The organism is Peribacillus sp. FSL K6-1552, assembly GCF_038005205.1.
Taxonomy (GTDB): domain Bacteria; phylum Bacillota; class Bacilli; order Bacillales; family DSM-1321; genus Peribacillus; species Peribacillus butanolivorans.
On the sequence record NZ_JBBOST010000001.1, the window covers coordinates 1126579 to 1151502 of the forward strand.

27 protein-coding genes and 2 riboswitches are annotated in these 24924 nt (G+C 38.0%); of the genes, 16 read left to right on the top strand and 11 right to left on the bottom strand.

The features are described from left to right. Positions 1-58 precede the first annotated feature (58 nt). Both NST21_RS05435 and paaX read left to right on the top strand, forming a co-directional pair. Positions 59-835 (top strand): enoyl-CoA hydratase-related protein, encoded by a 777-nt coding sequence (locus NST21_RS05435; RefSeq protein ID WP_340888144.1) that lies wholly within the window; start codon positions 59-61, stop codon positions 833-835. A 70-nt stretch (positions 836-905) separates the two neighbouring features. Continuing rightward, positions 906-1805, top strand: coding sequence for a phenylacetic acid degradation operon negative regulatory protein PaaX (gene paaX / locus NST21_RS05440; RefSeq protein WP_056531144.1), 900 nt, complete (start codon positions 906-908; stop codon positions 1803-1805). A 105-nt stretch (positions 1806-1910) separates the two neighbouring features. Here the strand turns inward: paaX and NST21_RS05445 are convergent, their stop codons facing one another. Then, positions 1911-2423, bottom strand: a complete 513-nt coding sequence (locus tag NST21_RS05445) for a gamma carbonic anhydrase family protein (protein ID WP_053344780.1) — start codon at positions 2421-2423, stop codon at positions 1911-1913. 79 nt (positions 2424-2502) lie between these two features. On the opposite strand from NST21_RS05445, the gene NST21_RS05450 reads away from it, so the two are divergent. Then, complete coding sequence (locus tag NST21_RS05450) at positions 2503-3471, top strand: NAD(P)H-dependent flavin oxidoreductase (protein ID WP_340888146.1); 969 nt, start codon at positions 2503-2505, stop codon at positions 3469-3471. A 252-nt stretch (positions 3472-3723) separates the two neighbouring features. On the opposite strand, the gene NST21_RS05455 is transcribed toward NST21_RS05450, so the two are convergent. Further along, on the bottom strand, positions 3724-3849 hold the full coding sequence (locus NST21_RS05455) for a YjcZ family sporulation protein (RefSeq protein WP_082527772.1): 126 nt from the start codon (positions 3847-3849) through the stop codon (positions 3724-3726). A 217-nt stretch (positions 3850-4066) separates the two neighbouring features. On the opposite strand from NST21_RS05455, the gene NST21_RS05460 reads away from it, so the two are divergent. The 5 genes from NST21_RS05460 (at position 4067) to NST21_RS05480 (ending at position 8590) form a co-directional block, all read left to right on the top strand. Then, positions 4067-4810: a metallophosphoesterase family protein gene (locus NST21_RS05460; protein WP_056531147.1), complete on the top strand. Its 744-nt coding sequence runs from the start codon at positions 4067-4069 to the stop codon at positions 4808-4810. Between the two features lie 100 nt (positions 4811-4910). Continuing rightward, positions 4911-5045 (top strand): hypothetical protein, encoded by a 135-nt coding sequence (locus NST21_RS05465; RefSeq protein WP_340888150.1) that lies wholly within the window; start codon positions 4911-4913, stop codon positions 5043-5045. Positions 5046-5262: 217 nt separating this feature from the next. Continuing rightward, entirely contained in the window at positions 5263-6186 is a 924-nt protein-coding gene (locus NST21_RS05470) for a cation diffusion facilitator family transporter (protein WP_340888151.1), read from the top strand. 297 nt (positions 6187-6483) lie between these two features. Continuing rightward, positions 6484-7173 (top strand): response regulator transcription factor, encoded by a 690-nt coding sequence (locus NST21_RS05475; RefSeq protein ID WP_340888152.1) that lies wholly within the window; start codon positions 6484-6486, stop codon positions 7171-7173. Continuing rightward, positions 7163-8590: a HAMP domain-containing sensor histidine kinase gene (locus NST21_RS05480; RefSeq protein WP_340892461.1), complete on the top strand. Its 1428-nt coding sequence runs from the start codon at positions 7163-7165 to the stop codon at positions 8588-8590. The genes NST21_RS05475 and NST21_RS05480 overlap by 11 nt, the downstream gene beginning before the upstream one ends. A gap of 37 nt (positions 8591-8627) precedes the next feature. Here NST21_RS05480 and spx (NST21_RS05485) read toward each other — a convergent pair whose 3' ends face one another. Next, complete coding sequence (spx, locus tag NST21_RS05485; protein WP_053344784.1) at positions 8628-9047, bottom strand: transcriptional regulator Spx; 420 nt, start codon at positions 9045-9047, stop codon at positions 8628-8630. Between the two features lie 94 nt (positions 9048-9141). Here spx (NST21_RS05485) and NST21_RS05490 point away from each other — a divergent pair, with 94 nt between their 5' ends. Next, the gene (locus NST21_RS05490; RefSeq protein WP_340888154.1) at positions 9142-9375 is read left to right on the top strand and encodes an ATP-binding protein; all 234 of its coding nucleotides are present in this window, start codon (positions 9142-9144) and stop codon (positions 9373-9375) included. Between the two features lie 36 nt (positions 9376-9411). Here NST21_RS05490 and spx (NST21_RS05495) read toward each other — a convergent pair whose 3' ends face one another. After that, positions 9412-9831: a transcriptional regulator Spx gene (spx, locus tag NST21_RS05495; protein WP_053344786.1), complete on the bottom strand. Its 420-nt coding sequence runs from the start codon at positions 9829-9831 to the stop codon at positions 9412-9414. A gap of 150 nt (positions 9832-9981) precedes the next feature. Between spx (NST21_RS05495) and NST21_RS05500 the strand changes: the two genes are divergently transcribed. Continuing rightward, complete coding sequence (locus NST21_RS05500; RefSeq protein ID WP_340888156.1) at positions 9982-10356, top strand: hypothetical protein; 375 nt, start codon at positions 9982-9984, stop codon at positions 10354-10356. Continuing rightward, positions 10353-11006: a molybdate ABC transporter permease subunit gene (modB, locus tag NST21_RS05505; RefSeq protein WP_053344788.1), complete on the top strand. Its 654-nt coding sequence runs from the start codon at positions 10353-10355 to the stop codon at positions 11004-11006. Before NST21_RS05500 ends, modB begins: the two co-directional genes overlap by 4 nt. Here the strand turns inward: modB and NST21_RS05510 are convergent. Continuing rightward, on the bottom strand, positions 10968-11453 hold the full coding sequence (locus NST21_RS05510) for a GNAT family N-acetyltransferase (protein ID WP_340888157.1): 486 nt from the start codon (positions 11451-11453) through the stop codon (positions 10968-10970). The genes modB and NST21_RS05510 overlap by 39 nt on opposite strands. A gap of 114 nt (positions 11454-11567) precedes the next feature. Between NST21_RS05510 and NST21_RS05515 the strand changes: the two genes are divergently transcribed. Then, positions 11568-12065, top strand: a complete 498-nt coding sequence (locus NST21_RS05515; RefSeq protein WP_340888158.1) for a hypothetical protein — start codon at positions 11568-11570, stop codon at positions 12063-12065. A gap of 198 nt (positions 12066-12263) precedes the next feature. Then, on the top strand, positions 12264-12461 hold the full coding sequence (locus NST21_RS05520; RefSeq protein ID WP_028393295.1) for a cold-shock protein: 198 nt from the start codon (positions 12264-12266) through the stop codon (positions 12459-12461). Positions 12462-12529: 68 nt separating this feature from the next. Here the strand turns inward: NST21_RS05520 and NST21_RS05525 are convergent, their stop codons facing one another. From NST21_RS05525 to NST21_RS05540, 4 genes are all read right to left on the bottom strand, one after another. Next, positions 12530-12697: a hypothetical protein gene (locus NST21_RS05525; RefSeq protein ID WP_340888159.1), complete on the bottom strand. Its 168-nt coding sequence runs from the start codon at positions 12695-12697 to the stop codon at positions 12530-12532. A gap of 140 nt (positions 12698-12837) precedes the next feature. Next, entirely contained in the window at positions 12838-13257 is a 420-nt protein-coding gene (locus NST21_RS05530; protein WP_201221862.1) for a flavodoxin domain-containing protein, read from the bottom strand. Further along, positions 13247-14299, bottom strand: coding sequence for a ribonucleotide-diphosphate reductase subunit beta (locus NST21_RS05535; RefSeq protein WP_340888160.1), 1053 nt, complete (start codon positions 14297-14299; stop codon positions 13247-13249). Before NST21_RS05535 ends, NST21_RS05530 begins: the two co-directional genes overlap by 11 nt. A gap of 39 nt (positions 14300-14338) precedes the next feature. Continuing rightward, positions 14339-16636: a ribonucleoside-diphosphate reductase subunit alpha gene (locus NST21_RS05540; protein ID WP_340888161.1), complete on the bottom strand. Its 2298-nt coding sequence runs from the start codon at positions 16634-16636 to the stop codon at positions 14339-14341. Positions 16637-16773: 137 nt separating this feature from the next. Beyond that, positions 16774-16954, bottom strand: a riboswitch (cobalamin riboswitch). A gap of 293 nt (positions 16955-17247) precedes the next feature. Here NST21_RS05540 and NST21_RS05545 point away from each other — a divergent pair. Next, a complete protein-coding gene (locus NST21_RS05545) occupies positions 17248-18177 on the top strand; it encodes a manganese-dependent inorganic pyrophosphatase (protein WP_201182190.1) in 930 nt (309 codons plus the stop codon). A 130-nt stretch (positions 18178-18307) separates the two neighbouring features. On the opposite strand, the gene NST21_RS05550 is transcribed toward NST21_RS05545, so the two are convergent. Next, positions 18308-18454: a hypothetical protein gene (locus NST21_RS05550; RefSeq protein WP_157444088.1), complete on the bottom strand. Its 147-nt coding sequence runs from the start codon at positions 18452-18454 to the stop codon at positions 18308-18310. A gap of 82 nt (positions 18455-18536) precedes the next feature. Beyond that, the gene (locus NST21_RS05555; RefSeq protein ID WP_340888163.1) at positions 18537-19994 is read right to left on the bottom strand and encodes a SulP family inorganic anion transporter; all 1458 of its coding nucleotides are present in this window, start codon (positions 19992-19994) and stop codon (positions 18537-18539) included. Positions 19995-20382: 388 nt separating this feature from the next. Between NST21_RS05555 and NST21_RS05560 the strand changes: the two genes are divergently transcribed. Together NST21_RS05560 and NST21_RS05565 are read left to right on the top strand one after the other, a co-directional pair. Further along, on the top strand, positions 20383-22596 hold the full coding sequence (locus NST21_RS05560; protein WP_340888164.1) for a helix-turn-helix domain-containing protein: 2214 nt from the start codon (positions 20383-20385) through the stop codon (positions 22594-22596). Positions 22597-23201: 605 nt separating this feature from the next. Further along, positions 23202-23292: riboswitch (cyclic di-GMP riboswitch) on the bottom strand. Positions 23293-23785: 493 nt separating this feature from the next. Then, a complete protein-coding gene (locus tag NST21_RS05565; RefSeq protein WP_340888166.1) occupies positions 23786-24922 on the top strand; it encodes an acyl-CoA dehydrogenase family protein in 1137 nt (378 codons plus the stop codon). The last annotated feature ends 2 nt before the right edge of the window (positions 24923-24924 follow it).

Below are 24924 nucleotides of genomic sequence, written 5' to 3' on the forward strand. Positions count from 1 at the left end.
GCCCTTATTAGCTAGTCTACATAAGGGCTAATTTTAAAAATAAAGGGGGAGAGAACGTATGTCTAATGTTATTTATAAAGTGGAAAATCATATCGGCTATATTACAGTGAATCGTCCAGACGTATTGAATTGTTTTGACTATGTGACCCTTATTGAGTTGCAGGAAGTCATAAATAAGGTCTATACAGACGGGGATATCCGCGTCGTTATTTTCACTGGTGCAGGAGAAAAAGCATTCAGTGCAGGCGCGGATTTAAAAGAAAGAAAGACTTTAAATGAAGCGGAAGTACGAAGAAACGTTAAAGCAATTCGCGATGTATTTAATAGTATCGCAGGTCTACCTCAGCCAACTATAGCTGCCGTAAATGGATATGCATTGGGGGGAGGGTTTGAATGGTTGCTGTCGTGTGACTTTGCCATTGCAGCCGAAGGTGTATCGTTGGGTCTTACTGAAACAAGTTGGGCAATTATCCCTGGAGCAGGTGGTACACAGCGTTTGCCGAGATTAATTGGTGAAATGAAAGCGAAAGAATTAATTTTCACTGCTAAAAAATTGACAGCAGAAGAGGCTTATGAATTAGGGATTCTTTTGAAAGTGGTGCCGCGTAACCTCCTGATATCTGTTTGTGAAGAATTTGCAGCAGATATTATGAAGAACGGGCCGGTCGCAGTCAAACAAGCAAAGTATGCTATCACTCAAGGAATGAATACAGACTTACAAACAGGGATGGCCATCGAGGGAAAAGCATATGAATTAACGATTCCAACTGAAGACAGATTGGAAGCTCTCCAAGCATTTAGCGAACGGAGAAAAACGCAATTTACAGGTAGATGATATTGCGGTTTCATTTTAAAAAGATATAATAATAATTATGTGTTCCGTGTGAAATCGGTAACAATGCTTAATGGATGAGGTGAGAAATATAGGTACAAATACACAATCCATGATTTTTACGATATATGGAGACTATATCCGTAATTATGGAAGTAAAATCTGGATAGGTAGTTTAATTCGTTTATTAAAGGAATTCGGTCATAATGAGCAGGGTGTACGTGTAGCCGTTTCGCGAATGGTAAAGCAAGGTTGGATTCAGTCCGAAAAGCAAGGAAATAAAAGCTATTACTTTTTGACTGATCGCGGCGTGAAGCGAATGGAAGAAGCGGCAAATCGTATTTATAAGATGAAACCAAATGAGTGGGACGGTAAATGGCGTATTTTAATGTATACGATACCTGAAGATAAACGGCAATTACGCGATGATCTTCGTAAGGAATTATTATGGAGCGGATTTGGCAGTTTTTCTAACGGTTGCTGGATTTCACCTAATAATTTAGAGAAAGAAATAAATCTTTTAATTGAGAAATATGACATCAGTGAATATGTGGATTTTTTCATTTCAGAATATAAGGGTCCACAGGAAAATCAATCGCTTGTCGAGAAAAGCTGGCCATTAGCTGAGATTGAGAGTAAATATGAAGATTTCATTGAGAAATACAGTAAACAATTCATCGTTCATCAAAGCATTATTAGCAGAGGAGAAATGTCAGATGCGGATTGCTTTGTAGAAAGAACAAATTTAGTTCATGAGTATCGTAAGTTTTTATTTATCGATCCAGGTCTTCCTAAAGAACTTTTGCCTTCAAAGTGGAACGGTAATCATGCAGCATTATTATTTAGTCAGTACTATCAAGTCTTGGCTGAACCAGCAAGCCGTTTCTTTGAAAGCGTATTTCAGGAAAACAATGATTTATGTAGGAAAGATGAAACCTATGATGCAAAGGATCATCCTCTTATTATTAAGTAAAAAAGAGCTGCAGAAAGTCACTAATGACAACTTACTGCAGCTCTTTTTTGTAATATAGTCTTTAAAGTAAATGGAGAAATCTCAGAGAATGCGCACCGCATACAATTAATCAAGAACTTCTTTAAAATCCTTTCCTTTTTGTACATATGTATCAATGGAAAGTTGAATTAATTGAAGATCTTTATCATTCAATTTGCGAACCACTTTCCCTGGAGAACCGATAACAAGCGAACGTGGAGGTATACTTTTACCAGCGGCAATCAATGTATTTGCCCCAATAATACATTCTTCGCCAATTTCGACATTATCCAAAATTGTAGATCCCATACCGATAATAGAACGTCTACCCACTTTACAGCCATGTAAAATAACGTTATGACCGACTGTTACTTCGTCTTCAATAACAACAGGACAACCTTCAAATAAATGAATGGTGGAGTTATCTTGAATACTGCACTTTTCTCCTATGGTAATTGAATCTTCATCGCCACGTAGTACAGAGTTAAACCAAATAGTAGATTCTTTCCCAATCGTAATATCACCAATTAAATGAGCACCAGGCGCTACAAAAACAGTTTCGTCAAAAGAAGGCTTTTTATTGTTGTATGGAATAATCATATTATCGCTCCTTGTGAAAAGTCAGAATTGTTTTTCTATTAAATATAGTATAACATTAAATAGATAGGGAGGGTTAAAAGTGAAACATATTTGTGAGTTTTTTTCTATAAAATATCCAATAATACAAGGCGGTATGGGGAATATTAGCAACGCAAGTCTTGCGGCTGCTGTGTCTAATGCTGGGGGTCTAGGCACAATAGGGTGCGGTACAATGAACCCTGAACAGGTAGAAACTATTATTCTTGAAACAAAAGAAAAAACTAATAACACTTTTGCGTTGAACATCCCGATAAATGTTAGTCCATATACAGATGAGTTAATCAATCTTGTTTTTAAGCATGATATACCTATAGTATCTTTATCAGCAGGAAATCCTGCTCCTTTCATACCACTTTTACATAAAAAGAATATAAAAGTGATAGCTATTGTTGCGTCGGTCAAACATGCTCAAAAAGCGCAAGACGCAGGGGCAGATGTATTAGTTGCAGAGGGGTTTGAAGCTGCTGGAATTAACTCTAATCTAGAATTAACAACATTTACACTTATCCCGCAAATTAGCAAGAATGTTACGGTACCGGTTTTTGCTGCAGGAGGAATTGGCAATGGACAGGGGTTAGCTGCTGCATTAATGCTTGGAGCTTCAGGCGTCCAGTTAGGAACCAGGTTGATTGCTACAAAGGAAGCACCGTTTCATCCATCATATAAACAGAAACTACTCAAAGCAATTGATAATGATACGTGCATATTGGGACGATCCGTTGGTCAGGTTAGAAGAGTATTGAAGGACCCATACACAGTGAAAGTTTTAGATTTGGAGAAAAAAGGTCTGTCACCTGTGGATTATCGTCAAATGACATCAGAGGAACATCATATTAATGGTGCAATACACGGAGATGTTAAAAATGGTTTTATGAACAGCGGACAGGTGGCAGGATTGATTGACGATATTCCCACGGTTAAGGAATTACTTGATGGGATGATGAATGATGCGAAAAAACAAATGGAGGACAAGTTGAATAGTCTTTCCATGACCTTTACTCAAATGTAAAGCCATAGAAATCTAGCGGATGGATACCATCATTGCTAGTGGTTGATGTCTCGAGTAACTAGAAGTAAAGGGGAGAAGATTCCTATAAACGAGGTATTGATATCACAGGGGAAAATCAATCACCTTATCTTAGAAAATCGAGGCGGAATTGCACTGATTGTCAACTGGTTCATTATGAAGACATGGAAACAAAAAGTGAATCAATAATAAAGAAGGCGCCGTTAGCAGGCGCCTTTTTATTATTATTTATTATCAGAATCCACCGAATCCCCAACTGCAGCCAATGATGATTAACAGGATAAATAACACAATCAGTAATGCAAATCCGTTATCGAAACCGCCACCACCGTCACAACATTCATTTCTGTGTCCACCCATTTAATTGTTCCTCCTCATACATATTATGAATTACATACCTAGTAAAACATCTTTACTGGGAATACTTCATACTATGTATTCTAGGCCGAAGTGTTTGCTTATTCATTGAAAATAGGCGTTGGCGTATGAAAGGAATAAGCCCGAATATTTTTTTGATGGTGTTTAAAATGTTATAATATACCATATAGATTTTAAGAGAAGGGAGCTGAACTTAGTCATGAAAGTTGCCATTATAACGGATGTACATGGTAATGCTTCAGCGTTAAAAGCCGTTCTTAGGGTTATTGATGAAAGGGATGAGATTGATCATATCTATTGTTTAGGAGATATGGTTGGGATAGGTCCTGATACAAATGAAGTCCTGGATCTTTTATTTTCAAGAAATGATTTATCAATGATAACCGGAAATCATGATGAAGCAGTTCTGGCCATCATTAAAGGGGAACCGCATCCAGATGGTCACATTCATGTCAAAGAGCATCATGAATGGATAGCGGAAAGAATGAATCAAACTTTTATATCCAAACTGGAAAAATTGCCTCGCACCATACAACATATGATTAACAATTACTCCTTTTTCTTCACTCATTATCATATGGAACCGAAGAAACTAGATGAACACATAAGTCAAAATCCATTTAGTAAAATCGTTGAACCGAATCTAAATAACTTAGAAAGACTATTTAAGAATCAGTTTCACCATTTGATTGGATTTGGACATCATCATCCCATACATCATTTTAGAAATGACCAAACTATATACTTAAACCCAGGTTCACTCGGATGTAATAGTGAACCAGTTGCACCTTATGCCATTGTTTCGATTGAAGACAGCGGTATTCAGGTGAATCTCGAAAAAGTCACATATGATAACTCATTGTTTTTATTATCGTATAAGAACTTACAAGTTCCTGAACATGAATTCATTATACGTGCTTTCCATGGGAATCAGAGAGTTTAGTACGTAAATAAATTATAAAAAATGGGAGGATATTCAGCATAAAGGTACATGCATGGGGATACGATAATAGGCAAAACATGATTCTTTTGGAGGTAAGGCTATGAAAGAAAAAGAACAAGATATAAATCTTCGGGGACAAGAAGAGATAGAACAACACAGTCTTGTCTGTAATAATGAATTGTTTAATAAGGACCTTCTCGCCATTGTAGATGATACAATGCAAGAGGAAGGATAACGGGGCGGAACACGCTGCAGGAATTTAGTCTGCAGCGTTTATTTTAGATTTAAAATGGCGAAGGCCAACCGCATTTCGAAATCAAATAATCTCTCGGATTTTTTTCATGCACTATCTCCATAATTGTACAGCAGAAAATGCGAAAGTGAATCATTTGAAACCATTCTGAATTTATCCCATACTATATATAAGCTTTAAATCCGAGAGGAGGGATAGCATGGGACATCAGCATGGTCACTCTCATGATCATGGACATCACCATCATCATTCTGAAAATAAAAAAGCTTTGTTGGCATCTTTTTTACTGATTTCCACATTTATGGTCGTCGAAGTAATTGGAGGATTTATGACAAATAGTCTGGCTTTATTGTCAGATGCAGGTCATATGCTAAGTGATGCGGCTGCACTAGGCCTAAGCTATACAGCAATAAGATTGGGTGAAAAAAAAGCAACACAGACTAAATCTTATGGATATAAGCGATTTGAAATCATTGCTGCATGTTTGAATGGTTTGACCTTGATTGTTATATCAGTATTTATTTTCATCGAGGCGATTAGAAGGTTTGTGAATCCTCCTGAGGTGCAAAGTCTAGGAATGTTAATGATTTCAATCATTGGCTTACTGGTGAATATCATTGCAGCATGGATTTTAATGAGCGGAGATAAAGACGATAACTTGAATGTACGGAGTGCCTTTTTACATGTAATTGGCGATATGCTTGGTTCAGTGGGTGCAATTGCGGCAGCACTCTTGATTTATTTCTTCGATTGGGGAATCGCAGACCCGATTGCAAGTGTTGTTGTAGCGATTTTAATTATTATCAGCGGCTTTAGAGTAGTGAGGGATTCTTTCCATATCTTGATGGAGGGGACACCCGATCAAGTAGATATGGAAGAAGTGAAAAATTCATTGAAAGAATTGCCGAATGTGTCCGATGTCCATGATCTCCATATCTGGACGATTACATCTGGTTTTTTGACGATGAGCTGTCATGTTGTTATTGATGAAAACGGCAATCACGATACAGTTTTAGCAGAAGGGCAAAGGCTTCTACATGATCAATTTGGTATTGAACACAGTACAATTCAAGTGGAAAAACAGGAAGTGGGCTGTCCAAATCCCCATGAGACATGTAATTGAAAAGAGGTTGGCTCAAGTGTCAGAGCCAACCTCTTTAAGGTGTTAGTAAAAGGGAATTCCTCAGAAAGTACAAGCAACAATTTTAATTCTCAGTGTTAGACTAGAGAGAACGTTTAAAAAAAAGGAAGAGGAGCAGAGGTAATAGAAATACTATGTAGAAAAAGCATCCGCGAATTTTACTGCGAACATAATCCTGACACATTAAAAGGGTATGATGGAGAAAAAATGCCTTGCTGACTTGGATGGTTGGCGAATGCAAAATGATTCCACTATAATTCAGGAAGGAGGAATCCCTTAATGAAGAAAATTCTTGTCGTTGAAGATGAAATTGCCATTTCTATGGTATTGAAAGCATATTTAGAGCGTGAGGGTTTTGATGTAGTCCAAGTATATGATGGGCTAAAGGCTGTTCCTATTTTTGAAGAAACGAACCCAGACCTTGTGCTACTTGATGTAATGCTACCGGGTAAGGAAGGTTGGGACATCTTGAAGGAAATTCGGGAGAACGATATGTGCCCGGTTATTATGTTGACTGCGCTGAACGATGTTGATTACCGATTATCTGGATTTAAGTCAGGCGCAGATGATTATATCTCTAAACCTTTTGTTGCCGATGAAGTCGTGGCCAGGGTACATGCCGTTTTAAGAAGATCCTCGACGATTGTTGGTGAAGAAAATCATATACATCAGTTTGGTAGTTTATCCATAGATGATCAATCCTATATGGTGAAAATAAAAGGGGAAGAGATAAACTTGACGCCTCGTGATTTGTCGCTGCTCATTTTTTTCGCTAAGCATCCGAATCAGATTTTTACGAGAGAGCAGCTACTCGATCAAGTATGGGGCATGGATTATGATGGAAGTGACCGCGCCGTGGACCTGGCGATCAAACGAATAAGAAAGGCAATCGATTCATGGCCTTCTTGTGAAGGGGAAATTAAAACATTGCGTGGATTGGGGTATCAACTTAGTGTCTATGAAAACTAGAAAAAGAACCACTTTGCAGCGCTATTGGACGAAGAGATACGTATTGACCTTGATTTCGGGATTGGTATTATTATCTATTTTTTCATTGTGGTGGATGGAAAAAACCGCATTAGAATATAGGTTAAGCCTCCTTAAGTACTTAGCTGATGAAACATCTGACCGTGCGATAAAGGCAAATGGTCAGATTGTCGTTGGGCCTATCCTTTCGGAAATCGTTGAGGAAAGGGAAAAAATCCTTCACTTGAACCAGCAGCCGATTATCTATATCGTCGATCCCGATGGCAGCATTATTTATACGATGCCTCAATTATATATAGATGCAGATAAAAATAAGCTTCCTAGCGTTATTATGAAAAATCCTGAGTTAATTCAGAAGGTCAAAATTTCGGACAACAAAGTATATGTCGTCAAATCTCCCATTACGTTTAATGAAGAGACTAAGGGATGGGTAGTCATTGCCCAGGAAGAAGGGGCATTAAAAGAACTCAACCAGGACCATGGCTTGTTGGCAATCATGATTGGAGGCCTCCTCGTGCTGGGCACAGGAGTCATTTATCTACTTTCGAGACAGATTTCGAGGCCAATTCAAGACGTCGCTAACGCTGCCGTTCAGGTTCGTGAGGGCAACTATGACATCCATTTCAAAGAGGAAGAGGACATAAGGGAAGAAGAAATTTATGAACTAATAGAGTCATTTAAGGAAATGACCAATCGTTTAAAGGCCATGGAAAAATTAAGGGCGGAATTGCTTGCAGGTGTCACCCATGATTTGAAAACACCGGTTACCTCCATTAGCGGACTAATTCAAGCAGTTAAGGATGATGTTGTTACCGGAGAGCAAAGTAAGGAATTCTTGGATATTTCCTTAAAGGAAACACATCGCTTGCAAGGAATGATAGAGGATTTGCTCAATTATAATGCTATTTCAGCAGGTGCCTTTAAAATTCGAGTACAAAAAGAAAATATCAATACATTCATCCAGGAAATCGCCTATCGTTGGCAAGTCACCCAGGATGATCAAGAGTTTAATCTGGATATAAAGGTTCCTGAAGAACCTATTTTTGGCCAAATTGATTCTTTGCGGATGCAGCAAATTGTCATTAACCTTTTAAATAATGCCAGGCATTCACTTGATGGCATAGGGAAACTAGAGATTAATCTTTATGAGAAGGAAGACAATAGGATATGTATTGATGTGCAGGACAGTGGCCGAGGAATTCCTGTACATGAACAACAGTATGTGTTCGAACCGTTTTATCGAGGTGAAGACAAAAAGCTGAAGATACGTGGTTTAGGTTTAGGACTGCCATTCAGCAAGATGCTTGCCAAAGCGCAAAAGGGAGATCTTGTGCTGAAAGAAAGTAATGAACAAGGGACGACGTTTACAATTATTGTAGAGAAAGCAAATCAGATATGAAAAAAAGGGTTGTCCGCTTTAATGGACAACCCTCTAATTATGCACCGATGTGGGATGGTTGATAATCCAGTTGGCTGATTGCACGCCATAATTGAACATGACGTACATTTCTAGGAAGGAAGCGTCCCATTTCTTCTTCGTTATAACCGGCATGTAAATTCTTATGGTCAAAAATAATTGGTCGGCGAAGTAAATCCGGGTTATCTTGAATAAGCTTACAAAGATCATTTAATGGTGTATTATTTATATCGATATTTAAGCTACTGAATTTTTTAGAACGGGTTGAGATGATTTCATCTGTACCGCCTTCTGTTTTACGTAAAACCTCTTTAATTTCTTCTATAGAAAGTGGTTGTGAATATAAATTACGTTCATTGTAGGAAATTTCGTTTTTCTTAAGCCAAGCTTTTGCTTTACGACAGGCTAAACTGCTTGGAGTAGTATAAATTGTTACCATTTAAAATCGACTCCTTCAAAGTAATAAAGTTTATGGAATGAATTATTTTTGTATTTGTTATACTCTTACTTTAACGTTTCTTTGTGTCAGCAATATGTCAAGAAAAATAAACTTAATAGTTATTTTAATTCCTGTACATGAACAACAGTATTTGTTCGAACCGTTTTATCGAGGTGAAGACAAAAAGCTGAAGATACGTGGTTTAGGTTTAGGACTGCCATTCAGCAAGATGTTTGCCAAAGCGCAAAAGGGAGATCTTGTGCCGAAAGAAAGTAATGAACAAGTGACGACGTTTACAATTATTGTAGAGAAAGCAAATCAGATATAAAAAAAGGGTTGTCCGCTTTAATGGACAACCCTCTAATTATGCACCGATGGGGGATGGCTGATAATCCAGTTGGCTGATTGCGCGCCATAATTGAACATGACGTACATTTCTAGGAAGGAAGCGTCCCATTTCTTCTTCGTTATAACCGGCATGCAAGTTCTTATGGTCGAAAATGATTGGTCGGCGAAGTAAATCCGGGTTATCTTGAATAAGCTTACAAAGATCATTAAGTGGTGTATTATTTATATCGATATTTAAGCTATTGAATTTTTTAGAACGGGTTGAGATGATTTCATCTGTACCGCCTTCTGTTTTACGTAAAATCTCTTTAATTTCTTCTATAGAAAGAGGTTGTGAATATAAATTACGTTCATTGTAGGAAATTTCGTTTTTCTTAAGCCAAGCTTTTGCTTTACGACAGGCTAAACTGCTTGGAGTAGTATAAATTGTTACCATTTAAAATCGACTCCTTCAAAGTGTTAAAAGTTTATGGAATGAAATTATTTTTGTTTTTGTGATACTCTTACTTTAACGTTTCTTTGTGTCAGCAATATGTCAAGAAAAATAAACTTAAAAGTTATTTTGAAAAGAAAGGGAGAAAATGAAATGCAATCTGCCTTTAATAAAGTAAACAATGATAGTACGCTGCCATATAATCTTGATTCTTTAGTGCGGCAACAGCAGCAAATTTTCAATGTTACACCGGTTAATTTGTTTATTTCAACGGATGAATCTCCATTTAATTGCATAGTGAATGATTGGATCATATACGAATGTATTGATTTTATAGGCAATAAAACCATAATGGCATTACATAAGGATGAAGATAATAAATCGAAAGCAGCGAAGACAGCTGCGAGCAGCACACCAAAAATTGTTAAAGCCGGGCAATATGTGATGGAAACGTTCGATTCAATGCAAGTAACGAACAAAGTCCAAGATACGCTCTTTTTTTCTAAGGATGTGTGGATAGTATCATGACAGCAGATTTTTGGTCACCAGTCAGACTATCGATCCAGGTAGCGGGACTCGCAGGTATCCTGGTTTTTATTCTAGGAATTTTCCTTGCACGAATAATGGCTAAAAAGCAATTCAGAGGAAAAATCCTATTGGAAACCGCATTTTTATTACCACTTGTTTTGCCTCCTTCTGTCGTCGGTTTTTTATTGATTGTGATTTTTGGGAAAAACGGAAGGCTGGGTGAATTCATTGAAAGGGTTTTTAATCAGCCCTTAATGTTCACATGGTGGGCAGCGGTTATTGCATCTACCGTTGTCGCTTTTCCACTTATGTACCAATCCGCTAAAACAGGTTTTGAAGGTATAGATGAAGAAATCGAGAATGCAGCAAGAGTTGATGGGGCAGGCGAGTGGAGGTTGTTTCTGCTAGTATCCCTTCCATTGGCGGTTAAATCAATCGTCACAGGTGCCATATTGAGTTCTGCACGGGCTTTGGGGGAATTCGGGGCGACGCTTATGTTTGCCGGAAATATTCCCGGACAGACACAGACAATTCCTACCGCTATTTATATCGCCATGGACTCCGGGAATATGACATTAGCCTGGCTATGGGTCGGTGTAATCATTGCTATTTCATTCATCATGCTCTTTGTCGTGACGTACATTAAATGAATGATTTTTTTCATATAGACTAATAAAAAAATGAGGTGCGGCTTCTACATCTTTTGTATGCGTGAAGCCGTTTTTTTCGTACAGTTTTCTTGCAGGCAGGTTCATTTTACCGGTCGAAACGGATAGTTTTTCCCATTTACAAGTAAATTGAAGATGATTCAGCAGTGTTTCTGCTATTCCTTGTCGAAAATAATCTGGATGGACGACAATTCGGCAAATCTCCATATGCATAATTTCTTTTGTATAGGATATTGCTCCAGCTAATGTATCGGCCTTGAAAAAGCCGATAAACGTTTCATTACAATTTAAAAATTGGTCATATGTTTCTAATAATGGGGGAATATCGGTAAATTCAATAATATTTGCTTCTATCTGATAGGCTTTTTTCTGAAGCATAAAAAGCTGTTGTCCATAATTAGAGTCTAGGACTTGAATTTTTTTTATCAAATAATCACATCCTTTAGTTACATTATAATAGATGATGACGAGGAAGATTATTGTTTCTAATCAGTCTATGTTATAATCGACAAACAATATGAACTAATGAAATGAGGAAGAAATTTGTTAACATTTGAAGAAAAATTGAGCATTATTGAAACTTTTCCTGAATTACAGAGGAAAGATGTTTCACTGGGCCGTGTGAATTTCCACTATCTAGAAAGTGTCCAAGAGAAAAAGATCGTCGTTCAGCACCTGCATCCAAATGGAAATGGATTCGTATACGCAGGGCATATGAGAAAGAAAGAAACTGACCGTAAAGGATTTATCAATATACGTGACTATACTGAAGAGGAATTAAAAGATTTGATTCAAAAAAGCATAGCTTATCTATCCGAACCTCCGGTTGAAATCGAAGAAGAAGAAGAAGAAAACGAGTTCGCTAGGTTGGAAGGAACATGGATTGGACTTGAAAAGCAGGAGCTTTCGCTTGTTAGAGAAGATCAACTCTGGAACGTATACTCTGGATCGAATTTGGAGGAGTGTTTCGAGAGCCCGATTGAGGCAGAGCGCTATTTACTGGACGAAGGTTTCCGCCAAAGCAAGAAGAGAAAAATGTAGAATTTTAGGATAATTTGTCGTTGGAATTACAGCGATAATCATGTTTTTTTTTGATTTTCCATGATATAATATAAGTAATTATTTTTGTTCGGAATAAGTTTGATAGATGGATTTACCGTTATAGGATTCCTCTTGAAACATTATCCAGAACCAAAAATAGTAATAAAATGGATTTTTCCAAACACAGGAGGAACTATCATGGTACAAGGTAAAGTAAAATGGTTTAACGCAGAAAAAGGTTTCGGTTTCATCGAAGTTGAAGGCCAAGACGATGTATTCGTACATTTCTCAGCTATCCAAGGCGAAGGCTTCAAAACTCTTGAAGAAGGCCAAGAAGTTTCTTTCGAAATCGAGCAAGGCGCTCGTGGACCACAAGCAGCTAACGTTCAAAAATAATTGAACGCTTATAAAAAAAGACTCCGATTCTGGAGTCTTTTTATTTTTCCTCTGAAAAGAAAAAATTTTTAATCCCCTTTATTGTTGGCTATTTCCTTAAGTAATTTATCCAATTTTTCTTCGATCCGTTTAGAACGATTAAAATGCTGGGACAGGTTAATTACTAAAAATATTAAGATTACTGCAAACAATAGCATAAAAAGTATGGGGAGTAACTGAGCGATAGTATCAGCCATAGGGTTTCTCCTTTTTTCTTCATTATATACCATTATTATCCTTAGTATGATGCAGGGATTAAATGATTTTCATAATCAGGATTCTGTTTTTTACTAATTAACGAATGAAAGGGATATGCATAATCGCATATCCCTTTCATTCAGTTCCTAAATAAAGAGGCGAACTTTTGAAGTCTTGGCAAGTCTGATTCTTGATACATTTGTTCGATTTTTAAAGTCACCAATAACTGGCTCTTTGCAAATAGCATGTCCCGAAAATGATCGACCGCTCCGCAAAAATGATTGTAATTGGTTTCTCCTGTCCCGAAGACGCCTGTCTTTAGATGAGAAATCGGTAATTGCTCTAGTTCCGCATAAAAGGCAGCTGTTTTGGCAGGAAGCTCTCCATTACCCCATGTATAGGTACCGATGATCAATGCATCGTATTCTGGCAATATACCAGTATCAAATTCGCTAGTTCGAAAAAGTTCTGCTTCTGGCAATAGGGAAGCAAGGGCTTCAGCTAGTGCTTTTGTATTGCCGCCGGCCGAATGATAAACAATTGCAATTTTATAGCTCATCGAACCCATTGCTAGCATTTACTTGACTGTATGTTCTTGATTTTTGTTCAAAGAAATCAGTTTTGGTGAGGCCAATAGATTCGTCGTCGAATGTTTTAATCCATGGCATCGGGTTCTCACTATACTCTTGATACAAGTTTTCAAGTCCTAGCATACGCAGTCGTTTGTTGGCGATGTATTCGATGTACTCGTTGAATTCTTCCAAGTCTATATCTGCTTTGGTTTGGATATCCTCAAGCATATACTCAGACCATTCTTTTTCAAGTTCAACTGCTCTTTCAATCGTTGTATAGATGAACTTCGTGTTTTCTTCATTATTTAACTCCGGGTATTCATACATCAAGATTTGTACGAGCATTCCAATGAAATCGAAGTGAACCATTTCATCGCGATGTATATAGGAAATCATTGTAGCCGAACCAGTCATTAGGTTTTGACGCCCTAAGTTGTAATAGAAGGCGAATGCCAGGTAGAAATAAATACCTTCGAGGTTCGTGGAATGGATGAGTGCTTCAAATAAGTGTTGAGGACTAGGATCGTCCACAAACGTTTGATAGGCATCCACAATCGGTTGATTCCGCTTTATCACTTCCGGGTGTTCTTTAATGCGGTCGAAAAGTTGTTTTTGCTTGCCTACCGGAATCAAGGAAGCAAGGATATAGGAATAAGATTCATTATGAATAGATTCCTGCTGGGCCATGTTGGCCAGGATCGCTTTTGCTGCCGGGTCTTTGATGTAACGAAGGATTTCCACTAAAGTCGGCGTTTGAAGGCTGTCCATTCCTGCAATCATCGTAAGGATATCAAGGAAAGCATCCTGGATATCTTCATCTAATTCGCCCCACTGCTTTTTATCCTGAATCATGTTCACGCTCGAAGGCTTCCAAAAGTTATTGATGAGTTGTGTATACGTATCATAGAATTTTTCATACTGAATATCGTTCCAAAGAAGAAAGCCTGAAGCTTCCCCTTTGAATACGCCCGTTGCTTTAGTTGGATGCGTAGGTTCGAGCATCCGGATTTTTTTGATATGATTGGTCATTCGTAAAACTCCTTTAAAAATAGATTACTGATTTGATCGTTAACTTGAGCAACTTTCGCAGGCATTATCATATTCAGATGAAGTGGAACGAACATAATATGTTGATTTTAATCCGCTTTCCCATGCTGTTAAATGGATATCCAATAGAACTTTAGCCTTGATTGTGTTGTGGACATACAGGTTAAAGCTGATAGCTTGGTCAATATGACGCTGACGGGCTGCATTTTGTCTGATGCTTTCCAGTTGGTCCAAGTTAAATCGTGTTTTTTTATAATATTCATACGTATTAGGCGTCAATCCGGGTGCTGTCACTTTGAATTTGAAGTTTTTCTTTTCTTCATAAAATTCAATTTCATATAAGGGATCGATTCCATCAGTGGAGTTACCGATTTTAGCCGTTGATGAATTAGGTGCAATGGCCATTAAATATCCATTACGGGTACCGTGTAGCTGCACATTTTCTTTTAAATCCATCCATTTTTCATCAGTATAGTCACGAAGTTCGAAATATTGGCCTGTTTGCCAATCAGATCCTTCAAAATATGGATACGTTCCTTTTTCCTTAGCCAATTCATTGGACGCTTTGATTGTTAAGTAAGCAATTTTTTCGTATAAAGTATCAGCATATTGAACGGCCTCATCTGATTCCCAATATATATTCTGGGTGGCAAGTAAATGATGCCATCCAAATGTTCCTAAGCCAATTGCCCTGTAACGCTTGTTTGAGATGGATGCTTGCTTGACCGGAAGATTGTTCACATCAATGACGTTATCGAGCATGCGGATCTGAATCGGAATCAATCTTTCTAATACATCGCTACTTACCGCGCGAGGCAGGTTAATGGAAGAAAGGTTACATACAACGAAATCGCCGCTTTTACGAACTACAACTACATCGCCATCTTCAGTTTCGTATTCATCCGTGATCGTTGAAGGGCTTAAGTTTTGAGCAATCTCTGTGCAAAGGTTGGAACAATAAATCATTCCTTTATGTTTATTAGGATTCTTACGGTTCACTTCATCACGGTAGAACATATAGGGTACGCCTTCTTCTAGCTGAGAAATCATAATGCTTTTCATAATGTCCATCGCGTTGATTTTTTCAAAGCTATAGCTAGGAAGTGTGCCATTTTCCGCAGCCTCCACAGCTTGAGCGTAATGATTTCTGAAGCTTCCTTCGCCTTTTTTCTCGTCATAAAAATCTTCGAGTGAGAATCCAAGGGTTTGCTTTACGGTATGTGGGTCGAAAAGATACCATTCTTTCCGATCGCGTACGGCTTCCATGAACAGATCAGGAATACATACACCTGTAAAAATATCATGAGCTTTCAACCGGTCATCACCGTTTTGTGTCTTTAAGTCAAGGAAACTCATGATATCTTTATGCCAGGCATCCAAATAAATCGCGATTGCTCCTTTACGCTGGCCCAATTGATCGACGCTGACAGCAGTCTGGTTAAACAAACGGATCCAAGGGGTTGTGCCTGAACTGTTTCCAGAAAAACCACGGATATCAGAACCAAGTGAGCGGATTTTACCGACATAAAGTCCTACACCACCGCCGAATTTAGATACTTTAGCGGCATCGTAGTTGGATAGATAAATGCCATCAATAGAATCTTCAATCGCGTCAATAAAGCATGAACTTAACTGACCGTGAGTTTTTCCTGCGTTTGATAGGGTAGGTGTCGCGACGGTCATATACAGATTGGACATCGCCCAGTATGCCTCTTTGACAAGTTGCAGGCGGTGTTCTGTTTTTTCCATTCTCATAATTTCCATAGCGATGATCATGAAGCGCTCCTGAGGCAGTTCGTAGACCTTGTCTTTTTTCGGACGGGCTAGGTAGCGGTCGTTTAATAAGTAGATGCCGATATAAGAAAATAGTTTATCTTTTTCCGGATCGATCACTAAGCCTAATTCTTCAATTTCTTCTTTGGAGTAAGAGTCGAGTAGTTCGGGTTTATAAATCGGGTAGCGTTCCCCCTCTTGCTGTTGAGAGAGTCCTGCGATTAATTCATAGAACGGTCCGTAGCTCACGTTCTCATAACCGCGATTCGCTTGTGCATCCCTGTACATCGTATTCAAAAGTTCTGCCGCAGCAACAAACGTCCAATCTGGAGCATCTATGTCTACACTTTCGAGAGCAAGCTGGATCAGTTTTTTTGAAGTTTGTTCTTCTGTTGAGTCACTTTTACGATCTAGCCATTTTGTAAAACGCTTTTTGAACTTTTCCATATCTAGCCGGCCTTCGAATTCCTTGGATAACATCTCGAGCTGGATAGAACTTGTTTCTGTGTCATTTTTCACTATAGTAGAGTTATATGTTTGAGTCATGAATAATCCTCCTTGTAAACTTCCGTTAAATAAAAAAATCCGCCCAATAAATTGAGCGGATCAAACGATAGAATAAAAGAGCCATGAAAAAATAGCCATTATACTATCGTTTCATCATCTCAATCCCCGAAGAATAAGAAACGTGAAAAATCCAGGCAGGTCTCCTGACTCATGATCATCCTACTTTGAGTTCTTCCCGTATAAAGAGCTATACAGTGGTTTTCTCATTTCGTCACATTTACAGTTGCGGGGACAGTTCCGGGTTTACACCGGATTCCCTTTTCAGCCATCACTGGCACCTTGGATTACAAATAATTCTATATATAGTTATGTGTGTGGTTTTTAATATCAATATCTAGTATTTCTGCTTATATTATCGTAATCCATATGAGACGATAATTCAACTAATATATTTGATAAAAACCAATCCTTATCTATTGACAAAGTGAGGAGAGAGGGGAAAAGAGTGAAAGAATTAATAGAAAAATGGGAAATTCAAACGCTGAATGTAAGTGATTTTATGTTAAAATAAAGTGTATAGTAAAGGTGGCTCTCCCTTATTGTAATGATGGGGTTCCCGGAAAAATTTTTATTAAAAAGGAGAAATAATCTTGGAAAAAGTATTAGTTTTTGGACATAAAAACCCAGATACAGACACAATTTGTTCAGCTATCGCTTATGCGGATCTGAAAAAACAACTAGGTATCAATGCTGAACCTGTTCGTCTTGGTGAAGTGAATGGTGAAACTCAATATGCATTAGACCAATTCAAATTCGAAGCTCCTCGTCTTGTAGAAAAAGTGGCAGGGGAAGCGGATGGTGTAATTTTAGTCGATCACAACGAACGCCAGCAAAGTGCTGAAGACATTGACCAAGTCCGTGTTTTAGAAGTTATCGACCACCACCGTATCGCTAACTTTGAAACAAGCGATCCTTTATATTACCGCGCAGAACCAGTTGGCTGCACGGCAACTATTTTAAATAAAATCTATAAAGAAAACGGTATTGAAGTGCCTAAAGCAATCGCAGGTCTAATGCTATCTGCCATCATTTCCGATTCTTTATTGTTCAAATCTCCAACCTGCACAGAGCAAGATGTTGCAGCAGCAATGGAATTAGCGGAGATTGCCGGAGTAAATGCTGAAACATATGGCTTAGAAATGTTAAAAGCAGGCGCTGACCTGAGCGACAAAACAATTGCCCAGCTAATTACTCTTGATGCAAAAGAATTCTCTATGGGAACTGCGAAAGTGGAGATTGCTCAAGTCAATGCTGTGGATCCGAACGAAGTTCTTGCAAAACAAGCTGAATTAGAAGCAGCTATTGAAGCTGTTATTGCTACGAAAGAATTAGATTTATTCTTATTCGTTGTAACGGATATATTAACAAATGATTCTGTTGCCTTGGCTCTTGGGAAATCAACGGAAGCAGTTGAAAAAGCTTATAACGTTACATTGAGCAACAACATTGCCGTCTTAGAGGGCGTTGTATCACGTAAAAAACAAATCGTGCCGGTTTTAACGGACATATTCAGTAAATAAAGAGGTGAAAAGGGTGCTCTGAAAACTTCGAGCACCCTTTTTATGTAATATTGTGAGGGTCAACAAATTTCAATCATGTCTATAAAAAAGGACTCAAACAAGCCATTTAAATGACGTTTGAGTCTTTTTTTTAATTCAAAGCTTCCTTCTCTTTTTCATAGGCGATAACAATTAGTTCTTTATTTGCGTCCTGGCCTAGCTTGCTTTCAAAGCTTTTTAGTTCATTCAGTAAATCTTGTGACAGGTTTGCTGCCGTATAATCCTGCTCGGATATCATACTTTTTGCTCCTTCCATCTAGATATATTTCATGTTATCTATTTTGTCGGTTTAAAAAGTTTCTATTCAGCAAAATTTAAACTTAAGATATTTTACTATCATAAGTGGCGAGCTTTTCAAGCAATTGGGAACTTTCATGATCGAGACCAAGCACCTGAACAGATTTACCATGTAGCCGATATTTAAGGACAACCTTATCAACTGCGCCGACTGCAGAAGCATCCCATATTTTTGAATGGGAAAAATCAATGGTGATGGAATCAGCCTTTTCATTTACATCGAACTTGGAAACAAAGTCCTGAACCGAGGCGAAAAATAATTGTCCGGTTATACGATAAATAATTTTCTTAGCCTGAATGTCCTCTGTTTTTTCAACCGACACTTTAGAAATTTTAGCCGAGAAGAAAATCATGCTCAAGAGAACGCCGGCAAATACGCCTTTTGATAAATCATGCGTATAAAGAACAATGATGACAGTTACAATCATTACAGCTGCATCCGTCTTAGGAGCTAGTCCGATCCTCTTCAAGGAAGACCAGTCGAATGTTCCTATTGAAACCATAATCATGACTGCAACAAGGGCTGCCATTGGAATTTTAATAAGGACGTCATTCAGTATCACGATTAAAACCATCAAAAAAGCCCCGGCAACAAATGTTGAAAGCCGACCTCTGCCGCCAGACTTAATGTTAATTCCAGATTGACCAATCATTGCGCATCCTGCCATACCGCCGAAACACCCGGCGATAATATTCGCAATGCCCTGGCCTTTGGCTTCCCTATTTTTGTTGCTATCTGTATCGGTCATCTCATCGACAATTTGAGCCGTCAATAATGATTCAAGCAACCCGACAAATGCAAGTGCTATGGAATAAGGAAAAATGATAGCCAATGTTTCAAATGTAAAAGGAATATCTGGAAGCATGAACATTGGAAGAGCCTCGGTCAATTGCCCCATATCCCCAACAGTACGCACAGTGGCCCCTGTTGTAACTGCTACAATAGTCATGAATATGATAGCGACCAGTGGTGAAGGAATGATTTTGGTGATGCGTGGAAAAAGATAGATGATTGCAAGTGAAACTGCCGTCATGACATACATAATCCACGTTTCACCCACGAAATGAGTAAGTTGGGCCGTGAAAATCAAAATGGCTAGAGAATTCACAAAACCAGTCATAACAGGCTTCGGGATAAACTTCATTAACTTTCCAATTTTGAAGACCCCTAGTAAAACTTGCAGTATACCAGTTAAAATTGTTGCTGCAAGTAAATAGTTCAAGCCATGATCTTTTACAAGATCAACCATGACTAGCGCCATTGCCCCAGTAGCGGCTGAAATCATACCTGGTCTTCCGCCGACAAAAGAGATGACGATGGCGATACAGAAAGAGGCATATAACCCTACCATTGGGTCGACCCCGGCAATAATGGAAAAGGCAATCGCCTCAGGAATCAGTGCCAGTGCCACGACAATACCGGAAAGAACATCTCCGCGAACGTTGCCGAACCACTCCTGTTTTAATATAGATGTATTCAAAGAAACACTCCTTTTTTCATTATATATGTGTTTTAATTTGCTTTTTTAACGCAATAAATTATAGCATGGCTTATTCATTCTATCTATGGATAATAGAAACAACTAAATATGGGCTATTCATTGATTAGCTTTTTACTTTTGAGACAAAAAGTCTGGATGTCTCACAGAAGGGGAAGAAATACTTTAAGTGAAATGTATCGATAAGGGGTATAGGGGGGGATCTAGGGCATTTTTTCGACTTTGGTGAGGTATGAATCATTGGGTTTAAATGTTTGAATTTCCAAAGACTTCTGTTTACCTTTTGCGATATGTTACTATTAATATACTGATTTTTCTGTATTTACTGTGGGTTATTCTTCAACAATGGATAAGAACAGGGGATGCTCCTATGAATAAAAGTGAGAAGAGAACGAAATTAGTAGAAAAAATTGAAACGCATTTAAGATTGACTGCAAGAAATTTAGTGAAATTCGATACAATTCAAGAAACATTAGATTTTACGGTAGAATCATTTCAACTGGAGTTTTCATGGGATTTCGTGGCAATCGTTTTAAGAGAAGATGATATCTTATATCCAAAAGTCTGGAAAGGAGGTTCGCCGCATTTTGCAGATTCCTTTCCAATTCACCTAAGTGAATGCTCTCCGGAGATTCTCGAAGAAGGATGGGATATTAGAAAAGAAGAAAGCAGCCTCAATTGCAAATTTTATAAGTTAATGAAAAATGAAAGAATTTCAACCTGGTTTACCGTACCTTTAAAAGATGATGGAATCAGCTATGGGTTCTGTATTATTGGTTTTCATAATTTCGTTCCTTTAATTTCTGAAGTTGAGCAAATTTTTGTTGAATTTGGAAAAGATGTCGCAGTTGCTATGCAGCTTGCAAAGGAGAAGGAATTTGAGAAACGAAAGTTAAGCAGCATAAGATGGGTCAATGAAAATGTGACCCCGGGTTCATCGATGGAAGAGTTAGTGCAAAAGGTGCTAGAGCTATCATGCCAAGGTACGATGGCGGAGGACGCCTCCATCTATTTGTTCGATGAATCGGAAAACTGTTTTTATTTGCAAAGCCCTTTGATAGGCTCTCCTAAACTGGAAGAAAATATTAGGGTTATAGGAGAGAATGAATTAAGTACATACTTTCCATTTTTTGAAAAATCGGGTGGCTTTCAGTTGTCGGTTCCGTTGGTGGTTAATCTTAAGACTGTGGGAATGATTCATTTAGCCAATAAGGCAATGGGCGCATTCACAGTGGGGGACCTTGAGCTTCTAAAATTTTTATCAAACCATGTGGCCGCATTATTTGAAAACGCTAGATTATATTTAAATGAAATTCATTTAAAGCAGCGGTTACAAAAGATTATGGGATATCAGCAGGAACTGGTCAAAGAGACATTGTACGGGGAAGATTTTGATGTCATCACGGATACCCTCAGCGGGTTGTTGTCCTGTTCAATCATTCTTTTTGATAGATTCTTCAGGTACATCTCTATTCATCTAGAAAACGAGGATGAATATTCACTTCCCGATATATATAGTCTTATTGAGAAAGAGAAAGCGAAAATCAGTAAGGAAAAACGGGGAATATGGCTCGGAGATTTTAAAAAGGATTCTACTGCGATTGGTTTTTGGCCTGTAATAGGAAGTGGGGAATTATTAGGCTATTTAGCGATCATCACAAATAAGAATGCTGTGGATGAGGTTACGAATTTAACAATTGGACATGCGCTAAATGTATATGCCATTCAGTTCATCAAACAAAAACTGATCATAGAAACTAAAGAGCAGGTGAAGGACAGTTATATAACTAAACTGTTTGAAGAGAAGATAGAGGATAAGGCTAAAATAGTGGAATACGCGACGCTAATGAACATAGATTTATATCGGCCACACCGGATTGCTGCATTAAAACTGGAAGAGGAATCTTTACTTGCCCATTCGAACCTGATCGAGAGAGAAGCAGAAAAAGCCTCGGAATGGGATCATATGAAAGAACAGCTGTATCTTAAATACAAAGAAATCATCGTGACTAAAAGAGATGATATGATGATTCTCATGATTCCAGTAGAAAGAGAAAAAGACCTGGCTTCCTCTTATTGGGGAGAGTTATATCAATATCTTAGAGAGCAACCGATTTTCAAAAAGCTTTCCTTGACGATTTATATGGGAGTGGGAGGGGCGACGGATAAGCTGGAGGATTATTATTATGCCTACAAACAGGCCATGCATGCTTATAATGTTAGTCGAAATGGCTTCCCGAAAAATGGTCTAGCTATATTTGATGAATTGGGTTCGTATTCTCTTTTAAATAACCTGAAAGACCCTGCACTTGCTGATTTATTTCTGAAAAAGTATTTAGCTCCGTTGATGGAATATGCAAAGGGAAGTGGAGCAGATCTTATGAATACGCTAAGAGCCTATTTATTTAATAACGGAAATCTGAAAAATACCATGGATGTACTTTTCATACACCGCAGTACTCTGCGCTACAGGTTGGAAAGAATTCGTGACATTCTAGACATGGATCTAGAAGACGCAGAAACGCGATTAAATCTGATGATTGCTTATAAACTTCATGATTTATATCAATCCAGCCAGTTATAGACTAACAAAATGTGTCCTCCTCATAATCAATGATAAAAGGCCTTGAAGGGGGCTTTTTTTTTGAAAAATTTTATCTGCGATTCCATTAGTAATAGAAGAGTTTATAAGATTTAAGAAGCCTTTTGTTTACTTGCACAAGCTTTCTCTCTTCATCTTACATGATATATGGTGGGACTCAAGCAAGCTTTAGAAGAAAGAAGGAAAGAAAGCCAGTGCAGAGGAAAAAGCTACGTGTGAGCGCTTCTGTATCGAAATGATAGGGTGAATAGAATTTAGGTCAATGATCCAAGAAAGAGCAAGCAAGTCTACTCAAAAGAAAGACCAGAAACTATTCTTTATAAATAATGCTTGATTTACATTCGGGACATGTTACTTCTTTATAATGCTTGAAGCTAATCTTTCTAAGATCCCTTCTGGTTAACATAGTGAATACATTATATCTTGCGCCGCATGCACAAGTATATTTGTCTTTAACTATGTGTCTCTCATCTGTATTAGCTGAATAAATAGTAGGAAAAAACATATAAAACCCTCTTTTATCTAATTTTAGGCAAATTAAAAAGGGGGCAAGAAATAAATAATTAATTAATCTAATCAAGATATATCTTGGCAACCCGGCTGCCATGACAACTAAATTGTTGGTTTAGGCCCGTGGCTTTGCGTCTTTTACTTTCATAAAATTTGCCTAAAATAATCTTAACATAAAAATTAACCTGTTTTGGAAGTGGAGAAAAAATACTTATCTATTAAATGGGAAGAACTAATGAGGGAAAGAACAAGTGATAAGCGAACTTTCCTTCGGTATGGTTCTTCTCGAAGGGTTTTTATTCTAAGATGTAACTGCCAATTAGGAAAAGATATATATATATTAATTTTATCAGGTAATGGTTCTCCAAATAAGAGTTAGTAAGAGAGTATATTTATATATTTCCTAGTACAACGTATTAGTCAGGCTGAATTATGATCATTGGATAAATGGGAAAGCGGCTTCTCAAATATAAAATGAGGGTTATTCAAACTGAGGGTATGATACACAGTTGGTTTACACTCTGGATCTCGATTGGTACAAAACGTACGAATTAAAGGGATCCGTTTAGTACGCTATGTACCTATAACTGGTTAATATATGGAGATATAATGACAATTATTAGATAATAAAATAAAAATTCAGTCAATTAGGAGGGCACCTATGGATTTCAACTTAACAGATGATCAGCAAGCGATTGTTTCGATGGCAAGGGATGTAGTGAATGCTGAAATCATTCCACTAGCAAGAGAGTACGACGAAAGAGAGGCTTTTCCGGTAGAAATCATGGACAAGTTGAGGGAATGTGGACTATTCAATCTATCTATTCCTGAGGAATACGGAGGTCCTGGAATTGATAAATTATCACATGCCTTAATCGTGGAAGAAATAGCGAGAGGCTGTGCTGGCATAGCAACTTCATTGGAAGCTAATTCGCTTTCATCTTATCCAATTTTAGTTGGTGGGGATGAATCACTTAAGCAAAAATATTTGAAACGTTTAACCGAAGAAGGGCAATATGCTTCTTTTGCCTTAACAGAACCGGGCGCGGGCAGTGATGTATCTGGCATGTCATCAACTATTGTAAGAAAAGATGGCGGTTACATATTAAATGGGGAAAAGTGTTTTATCACCAACGCAAGTTATGCTCATTTCTATGTAGTACTCGCCAAACAGACGCTTGAAAACGGGGAAAATTCTTTTACGGCTTTAGTTGTCGAAAGAGATTCTGAAGGTATTACGGTTGGTGAAAAGGAAAAGAAAATGGGGCTTAGAGCTTCTAACACAGCTTCGGTTATCTTCGATGATGTTTTTGTACCCCTTGAAAATCGAATTGGAGAAGAAGGAAAAGGTTTTAAGATTTTTATGAAAGCCCTTTCTTTTGCGAGGCCGATGGTTGGAGCCCAGGCGGTAGGAATTGCACAGGGAGCATATGAAGGCGCTTTAAATTATGCGAAGGAAAGAAAACAATTTAAAAAGCCAATCGCTAATTTCCAATCCATCCAATTCATGCTGGCTGATATGGCGATGACCATTGAAGCATCAAGGTTATTGGTTCATAAGTCTGTCTTTCTCTTGGAACAGGGTACGCCTTCAGCGAAGCATGCTTCTTTCGCTAAATGTTTCGCTGCTGATACCGCAATGAAAGTAGCCGAAGATGCGGTGCAAATTCACGGAGGTTACGGATTCATTCGGGAATATCCAGTTGAGAAGTATTTCCGTGATGCCAAAATCATGCAAATTTACGAAGGTACAAATCAAATACAACGTGTCGTCATTGCAAAAGAGATATTGAGCTAACT